The organism is Prosthecobacter sp. (genome assembly GCF_044373815.1).
Lineage (GTDB): Bacteria > Verrucomicrobiota > Verrucomicrobiia > Verrucomicrobiales > Verrucomicrobiaceae > Prosthecobacter.
Genome location: NZ_JBIPNG010000281.1, coordinates 1 through 8,613, shown reverse-complemented (window position 1 = coordinate 8,613; position 8,613 = coordinate 1). Strand labels below are relative to the sequence as shown.

The window sequence follows — 8,613 nt, the reverse complement described above, 5'->3', positions numbered from 1 at the left end:
ATCTGGAACTTCACGTAGTCGTTCAGGTTCCCGATCGCGCCCATGCTGCTGCGCTTGTCGATGGCGGCCTCGACTTCCGGCGGCACGCTGGCGTTTTCGAGGATGAAGCTGGTGATCTCGATGCCGTACTTGCCCTGCGTGGTGGGATTGATGATGGGCAGCAGAGCTTCGCCGAGCTCGGAGTAGCGGGTGGCGAGGTCGAGCACGGGCACCTTGGCGGTGGCGAGTGCATCGGTGAACACGCTGACGATGCGGCTACGCATGGTGTCGGCGAATTCATCCAGGCGGAAGTGATTGTCCGTGCCGGCGACTTCCTTGAGGAAGAGCTTGGGCTCAGTGATCCTGAAATCGAAGGTGCCAAAGGCGCGCACGCGCACGATGCCGAAGTCCGCATCCCGCATCATGATGGGGTTGCTGGTGCCCCACTTGTTGCCGGTGAAGAGGCGGGTGGTGACGTAGTAGACGTCCGCCTTGAAGGGGGACTCAAAACCGTACTTCCAGCCTTTGAGCGTGGAGAGGATCGGGATGTTCTCCGTGCTCAGCGTGTGCTTGCCGGGGCCGAAGGTGTCGCCGTATTCACCGAGATAGACGAACTGGGCGATCTGCGATTCGCGCACGATAAGCTGCGCGCCGCGCTTGATTTCCTTGTCCTCGTCCGGAAAGCGCCAGGAGAGCGTGTCGCGTGAGTCGTCCGTCCATTGGATGATTTCCAAGAACTGTCCTTTGAGGTAATCCATCAGGCCCATGATCGTATAAAAAGGTGAGTGTTTGCGGTGTGTCTGGCAGGGAACGAGGGCGATATTAAAGAGGTGCTCTCCTTTTGGCGAGTGCAATTCTGCGCCTCCGTTTGTAAAGCATCCCTCATTCTGCGCTGAGCGCTTTGCCGATTGATTCCTTAAATGACTGGTTCAAATTGCTATTTCATATGTCCCTTGCCGATCAACTCCAAGCCGCCGCCTCTTCCGGGCAACTCCTCGCCGCCAGCTACGACAACATCCGCGCCCTGCTCGCGGCCAGCGACAACCCGCTTTACCGCGCCAGCATCGAGGAACTCGCGACCGCAGGCCAGTGGGCGGAACTGAACGACCGCTTCTTCCAGGCGCTCAAATTTGGCACCGGCGGTCTGCGTGGCCGCACGGTGGGCAAGATCGTCACCAAGGCGGAGCGCGGCAGCGCCGCTGAAGACCAGCGCCCCGAAGCCCCCTGCGTGGGCACGAACGCGATGAACTTCTACAACGTCAGCCGCGCCACCCGTGGCCTGGTGACCTACCTCAAAAACTTCCGCGCCAACGCCAAGCTCAGCGGCAAACCAAGCATCGTCTTTGCGCATGACACGCGTCATTTCTCGCCGGAATTCGCGAAGTTCTGCGCCAAGATCGCCATGGATCACGGGGCGAATGTGTACCTCTTTGACTACTGCCGCGCCACCCCGGAAATGTCCTTCGCGGTTCGCCAGCTCCGTGCGGATGCGGGCGTGATGATCACCGCCTCCCACAACCCGGCGCATGACAACGGCTACAAGGTGAATTTCAACGACGGCGCGGGCATCGTGGAGCCTCACGCCACCGGTATCATCAAGGAAGTGAACGCCATCAAGGGTGAGGAATACACTGCGCTGCCCGAGGCCGAACGCGGCAAGCTCACCACCCTGGCCGATGACATGGACCAGAAGTATCTCGCCCGCGTGGAAACCATGATGCTGCAGCCCGAACTGCTGCAGAAGGAAGAAGCGAAGAAGCTCAAAATCGTCTTCACCGCACTCCATGGCGCCGGCGGCGTGCTGGTGCCCGTGCTGCTGAAAAAGCTCGGCTTCAATTTCCTCACCGTGCCGGAGCAGGACGTGCGCGACGGCCGCTTCCCCACCGTGAAGTCCCCGAATCCGGAGAACGCCTCCGCTTTGCAGATGGCGGTGGATCTGGCCAACAAGGAAGGCGCGGACATCATCATCGGCACGGACCCCGATTGCGACCGCATGGGTGTGGGCGTGCGGAATGCCGCTGGCGAAATGGTGCTGCTCACCGGCAATCAGGTGGGCTCCCTCATGGCCTGGTACCGCACCAAGACGATGTTTGACCTCGGCATTCTCACCGCTGAGAACAAGAGCCACGCCGTGCTGCTGAAGACCTTCGTCACCAGCCCGCTGCAGGACGCGATTGCCGCGAAATTTGGCATCAACTGCGTCAACACGCTCACCGGTTTCAAATGGATCAGCGCCAAGCTTTCCAAATACGAAGCCGCCCTGCCAGCCGACATTCAGAGCCGCTACCGCGACCTCAACAACGTGGAGAGCCGCAACGCACGCCTCAAGCACAGCAAGTTCCTCGTCTTCGGTGGTGAGGAAAGCTACGGCTACATGGGCGATGATTTCAGCCGCGACAAGGACGGCAACGGCGCCGTGGTCATGTTTGCCGAGCTCGCCGCCTATGCCGCCAGCCTGGGCCTCACCGTGGTGGGGCTGTTGGATCAGGTATACTGTGAAGTGGGTTACTTCCTGGAGCGCAACGAGAGCAAGGTCTTCGAAGGAGCCAGCGGTGCCGCGCAGATCGCCAAGCTGGCCGACAGCTACGGCAGCAATCCGCCGAAGGAAGTGGATGGCTCCGCCGTCATCAAGGTGCGCGATTTCCGCAAGGATGAGATCACCGATGAAGAAGGCGACGTGGTGCTGAAGGAGAAGATGCTTTTTGTGGATCTCGCCGATGGCCGCAGCTTTGCCGTGCGCCCCTCTGGCACCGAGCCAAAGATCAAATACTACATGTTTGGCCGCAGCGTCCCCGCCGCAGGTCAGAGCCTCAGCGCCGACGAACTCACCGCCGCCAAGACGAAAGTCACCGAAGGCCTCGCCAGCATGTGGGCCTGGCTGGACAAAGACATCGACGCCCGTCTGGCTTCATAAGGCCGGAGTTCACGACAGATTCGAAGAAATGGCAATGCGGCTGAACAAACTTCAGCCGCATTCGTCTATCCATTTGTGACCTCATTCCTGAGGCGGAGGGCCGGAAATTGCGGCTTGAAGTTCTCAGAAATTTAAGAACTATTAACCATTATGAATTCGCAAACCACTCGCAGGGGGCTGATCAGCTCAATTGGACTGGGCTGGTGTTTCACCATCCTCTCTGCATCCACGGGCATGGCGCAGAACCAGCAGCGCTACTATCCGCAGCAGCAGGGTTATCCCCAGCAGGGTGGTTATCCGCAGCAATACAGCCCTCCTCAGGGCTATCAGCAAGCGCCGCAAGGCTACGGCTATCCGCAGCAGCAGCCCCAGTCGCAGTATGAAAGCCCACTGCAGTTTCTGCCAAAGTTTGGCCAGCGCATGAGCGAGATGGCACGCCGTCTTTTCTATGGAAAAGACCCCACCGGCTATGACAACCCACCGCAGGGCTACGGTCAGAGCGGCGGCGGCTACAGCCTGGACTCCACGCCGCGCCCGCAGGCCGCTCCCAATTATCCGCAGCAGTCTCCGCAGGGATATCCCCTTCCCGGCTCCAGCTACCCCCAGCAGCAGCCCGGCTACCAATATCCCCAGCAGCAGCCGCAACAGCAGCCCCAGGGACAGCCGCGCTACAACTACCCGCCCCAGCAGCAGCCGACCGCTCCGGCCCCGTCGCAGTCAAACACGAGCCGCAGCAAAAGCCCCTCTCCTGCACCCGCCCCGCAGAGCAAGACTCCTTCCCCCAGCACCACGCGCAAATACACTCCGCCCAAGGTGGACGACTCCCCGCCATCCCCTAGGACGACGAGCAAACCTGCCACGGTGACGCCCAAGAAGGAGCCCAAGCAGGACGCCCCTCCGCCAACACCTGCGCCCACCACGCGCCGCTCCGAATCCACCCCCAAGGAATTTCCCGCCACCACTTCCAGCAGCGGATCTTCCGGATCGTTTTTGAAAGGCAAGAAAACGGCCAAGCCAGGCCGTGTGATCAGCCCTTACCCTCCCTACAAAGAGCTCGACATCACCGGGCTCGAAAGTGGCTCTCTGGCGCTGGACCCCACCACTCAGAAGGTTTTTGAGGTGCCTTGAGGGCTTAAGGCTCTTTCTCGGATGATCTTGGAAATCCCGGTAGCGGCCGGGGTTTCTGTTTCTATGCCAGCCACGGCTCTTTTGACGAATTCGAAAATAAACGCGACACTGGCCTGAAGAATGCTTGCTAAAAGGGTAGGACGGCGCTTGGCTGTCCTACAACCATTCATGGCCGACCACGGACTACACCAGGTACAGACTCAAAAGCTCGCCATCGGGCCGCAGATGCAGCAGAGTTTGCAGATCTTGCAGGCTCCCACTTTGGAGCTGCGCCAGATCATTCAGCAAGAGGTCGAAATCAATCCGGTGCTCGAACTCGAAGCGCCGGAAACCTCCATCCAGGACGCCATCCCCGATGATCCCGATGACCGCAGCGTGGATGACAGTGACATCGACGCCCTGACGCAGATGGATGATGAGTGGCGCGAATACTGGCAGCAGAGCCGCCAGCAGACCGCCACCCGCCGCAGTGATGACCAGGAACGCTGGCAGTTCCTCATGGACTCCATCGTGGCACCCACCACGCTGCAGGAGCATCTGCTCTCCCAGCTTCACACCTCGGATGCCAAAGCCAGCCTCGCCCCGCAGGTGGAGTTCCTCATTGGCAATCTGGATGACCGCGGCTTTCTCAACACCCGCATCGATGATCTGAGCCTGAACCACGGCATTCCCATCGATGTCCTGATCACCGCCAAAAAGCTGCTGCAGAGCTTCGATCCCGTCGGTGTGGGCTCGGAAGATCTGCGCGAATGTCTGCTGGTGCAGCTGGAGCGCCTCGGCAAAAAGCAGAGCCTCGCATGGCGGCTGGTCGATCAATACATCGACGATCTCGCGAACAAGCGCTACCCCATCCTCGCCCGCAAGCTCGGCGTGCCGCTGGAGCAGATCTCACGCGCCGCAGACTTCATCAGCACGCTGGACCCGCGCCCGGCGCAGCGTTTTGCCGTCTCCTCCAACAACTACGTCACGCCGGATGTCGTCGTGGAGCGCCAGGGCCGTGAATGGGTGGCCGTCATGACCAATGACGACCTGCCGCACCTGCGCATCAGCAACACCTACAAAGACCTGCTCAGCGCCCCCGGCAACAACGGTGAAGTGCGCAACTACGTGCGCGACAAGATCCGCAGCGGCAAGTTCCTCATCCGTTCCATCCATCAGCGCCAGCAGACGATCCACCGCATCGCCACGCAGATCCTCAAATATCAGCGCGAGTTCCTGGAGAAGGGCACCAACTTCCTGCGCCCGCTCAACATGGCCACCGTGGCCGATGAAGTCGGCGTGCACGAGACCACCGTCAGCCGCGCCATCGCCGGCAAATACATCGCCACTCCGCATGGCGTGTTTGACATGAAGTTCTTCTTCTCCCACGGCGTGAAGACCGAGTCCGGTGACGACCTCAGCAACACCAGCGTCAAGAACGCCATCGCCGAACTCATCAAGACCGAGCCCAAGCACAAGCCCCTCAGCGATGACAAACTCGCCAAGCTGCTGGATGGCCAGGGCATCAAGGTCGCACGCCGCACCGTGGCCAAGTACCGCGAAGCCCTGAACATCCTGCCCAGCCACCTGCGCAAGTCGTTCTCGTAATCCGCTGGTCATAGTGCGTTATCTGCATCGCCAACCATGGCGGAGCTAGCCATCAAAGCTCGCAACAAAGTGCCACTCCTCGCAAGATGTACCTCGTTCACCTCAGTCGCGTGAATAAAAATAACTGTTAAGGATAACTACTGGGAAAGCGCCAACGACTATTTCATCTTCACATGGTATGTGATACGGCCCAAATGAATCTACTTAGTCACTCGAAAACAAATCCACCCGCAACAGCTTAAGAAACTTGATGCGTGTCCACCCCTTATTATCACCAAATTTCACGGGAGTCCAATCATCAAGCCCGTTTTGCACACTGGGCCCCGTGATTTTGATTCCTGCCGTTCCCTTTGACAGCGAGGCTACAGCTGCATTGCGCTCTCCAGGGCCGCTACGGATCGTAAGAGTATCGTTATCACGGATGTTTGCCACGAAGTAGCTGTCTGCGTCGTCGAAGTGGTATTCTTCGATCGGCTCTTGACCATCCTTTGGTAAGAGTGTCGAATTCAGCGCATAAACTTTTTCAGGAGCAGCCTCGTCCCCTGGCACGGGCTGAAACTTAATTTGAAATTTTTCGGTGATAGTAGGGGACGTGGAATGCCGCCATCCCTTCCCGTTCGGGCCCACGTCCGATTGCTTCCACTCACCGTTTCCCCATCGGGTCCAATAGACAAGTTTTATCGAACATCTATTTGTAATGCCGACGGTCCTTTGCGCCACAATATCTAGAGCCTCCTTCCAATGTCCTGAAGCATAATAGTTTGGTCTAAGTTGGAGCGCCCTCTGTAAATCATTAAGCGCCGATTTCCGGCAGGCGCTTGAAATGGAGTCGTTCTGAACGAATGACTGCCTAGCGTAACAGACTCCTCTATCGCCAAGCGCTACAGCCAAGGATGCCGTATTTCCTTTTTTTTCTGCATAACTGGCCGCCATGCCGAACCGAAGCAGTGCTTCCTCCAGTTTCCCCTTTCCCATCAGGGCCGCTCCAAGTGTATGATGAAAGGATGAATCATCTGGAATTCTCGCCACCGCCAGTGCTCCAAATTTTTCCCCCATGGAGAAGTCACCAATTATCACCGAAGTCCAGGCGATCGTATTCAACTGGGATGCCTCCCATAGTTTTCCTTCGGACGTGCCAAGGTAAATTTGGTCCGCCGTTCGGAGCGCCTTTACAGACCACCACAACGATGCGTCGAACGCACCGTCCGTATACAAAAGACCCGCAAGCTCCGCCATCGCCTGGAAATGGTTTGGCTTATCAGCAAGCACTCCTTGGAGATCTTTAACAGCAGCGACGAAGTATTGGCGATCATGGCTGCTCCGCCATTGCTTTGCGAAGGAAACGGCACTGTCGAATTTCCTTGTTGCCTCTTGATCCGTCTGCTGAGCGGTAAAATTCAGCCGCTTCGGGCGTACTATGTTTGCAATAGACCCCTTCACCCGATTCAAAACCTCTCGCTCCTCTTCGCTAGCACCGTTTTCAGCCAGCTCTATCAAAGTTTCCGCCTTTGCAAAATCCATTTCTGCGACGGCCTTGAAAATGGGAACCATTTTTTCTGATTCCGCGTGCGACTCCTGTAGCGGCACGATCATTGTAAGTGCGCTGAGCACGCCCAAGCTTAGTCGGTGGCATAAATTTGAATTCATGGCGTCAAGATTCAATTTTAGGATCCTTCCGAACAGATTTGCGGCTATTTGCCGTCTTTACCTTTCAAAAAATGGTCCCGGACCGCGTTGTAGGTCGGAAGTTTAATTTCACTAGGTACGTCAGGACGCTCTCTGTGGCTCTCGCGTCCTTCCTTGATGTTGGTTTCGATTTGGGATTGGCTGAGTGGGATAGGATACCAGCCGCGATCTATGAGGATTTTGTCGTGCTCCTTCGCCACCGATGGCGCGATAAGAATACCTTCGGTTCCCATGAGTCGCTGCATTATCTGCACGTCGGGATGATCGTCATAGCTCGCCTGCCCGGCGCGAAGTTTTGTACGCCATTCCTCGATTTTCTGTTTGTGAATGCGCTCAAAGTCATCGTCTTTTCGCTGCTCGTCTTTCTCCCACTGTTTCTGAGCCTCTTTCAACTCGGCTTCGACGTTAACACGATCTTGGCTCTCTTGGGGCACTAATTCAGGGGTTGGGGCAGGCACACCTGTAAGGAACTTGAGTTTAGGTTGTTTGGGTACCTTATAGTCGATACTACTTACCTCAAATGGATCGAATGGATCTATCTCACTAAGCGTAAACTTGCCGTTGGCGAGCACGCCAGTGTAGTTATTACCAAGGAAATTCGAGCGTGAGGGTCCTAGTAAACGCCCAATTTCCCTCTCGGTCCCCGCAAAGGAAATCTCATTTCCATTCTGGGTCCACTTGCCGGTGCTTATGGGCTGTGTTCGCGCGTCTCGCCACCAGATCCACGTACCATCGTCTTTGAGTTCTATATCGACATCACGTCGTCTAAAAAAAGCAGCACGAATTTGCCCCTTGTCAGATTCAGCAGTTGCGCCAACGCAACTAAGCAAAATAAAAGCAATGCAAATAAAAAGCGATCGAATCAGAAACATCATAGAATAAAAGCCTAATGAGCCTAAAAAGACAAGCTGAATGTAGCCAATCGCCGTCGAATGGCGACCTTTCAGACAGCGCAAGCAAATACCGATGCGCAAAGTAAGCTATGCTTTTCACTCCGTCTGGTATGGTAGAGTGAGCGAGCGCAGAACCACCGGTAGCAAATCGGTCGATAAGGGTCCCTTGGGCGCAGCGCAAGAGGGAAATTGGTTATGACCATCACGACAGTTCCTCTACCTCAGCGGTGATGTAGTAGATCTTACGAAGGTGGAGTTCACCTTGCAGCACAAACAGAAGAACTAGCGCCATTCGCTCCTCATCGTGAAAACGAAGACTGCTCATGCAAGCACCGCTTTCTGTGCCTCCACTCCCCCCCGCCCCTCACACAAACCGCCGCGCAATCTCAGTATAAAACGCCAGCGCCTCCTCCACCTCCGCGCACT

Annotated in this window: 6 protein-coding genes; 3 read left to right on the top strand and 3 right to left on the bottom strand. The window is 56.9% G+C overall.

Annotated elements, in window-relative coordinates; genetic code table 11:
- Positions 1-746 (bottom strand): SPFH domain-containing protein (locus tag ACIREA_RS20340; RefSeq protein ID WP_397384176.1); only part of this gene is annotated, 746 nt, incomplete at its 3' end.
- Between the two features lie 179 nt (positions 747-925).
- On the opposite strand from ACIREA_RS20340, the gene ACIREA_RS20335 reads away from it, so the two are divergent.
- From ACIREA_RS20335 to rpoN, 3 genes are all read left to right on the top strand, one after another.
- On the top strand, positions 926-2,893 hold the full coding sequence (locus tag ACIREA_RS20335; protein ID WP_397384175.1) for a phospho-sugar mutase: 1,968 nt from the start codon (positions 926-928) through the stop codon (positions 2,891-2,893).
- A 150-nt stretch (positions 2,894-3,043) separates the two neighbouring features.
- Positions 3,044-4,021 (top strand): hypothetical protein, encoded by a 978-nt coding sequence (locus ACIREA_RS20330; protein WP_397384174.1) that lies wholly within the window; start codon positions 3,044-3,046, stop codon positions 4,019-4,021.
- A 168-nt stretch (positions 4,022-4,189) separates the two neighbouring features.
- Positions 4,190-5,608: an RNA polymerase factor sigma-54 gene (rpoN, locus tag ACIREA_RS20325; RefSeq protein ID WP_397384173.1), complete on the top strand. Its 1,419-nt coding sequence runs from the start codon at positions 4,190-4,192 to the stop codon at positions 5,606-5,608.
- A gap of 204 nt (positions 5,609-5,812) precedes the next feature.
- Here the strand turns inward: rpoN and ACIREA_RS20320 are convergent, their stop codons facing one another.
- Together ACIREA_RS20320 and ACIREA_RS20315 are read right to left on the bottom strand one after the other, a co-directional pair.
- Complete coding sequence (locus ACIREA_RS20320; protein ID WP_397384172.1) at positions 5,813-7,255, bottom strand: hypothetical protein; 1,443 nt, start codon at positions 7,253-7,255, stop codon at positions 5,813-5,815.
- Positions 7,256-7,299: 44 nt separating this feature from the next.
- Positions 7,300-8,268, bottom strand: a complete 969-nt coding sequence (locus ACIREA_RS20315; protein WP_397384171.1) for a hypothetical protein — start codon at positions 8,266-8,268, stop codon at positions 7,300-7,302.
- Positions 8,269-8,613: the final 345 nt, after the last annotated feature.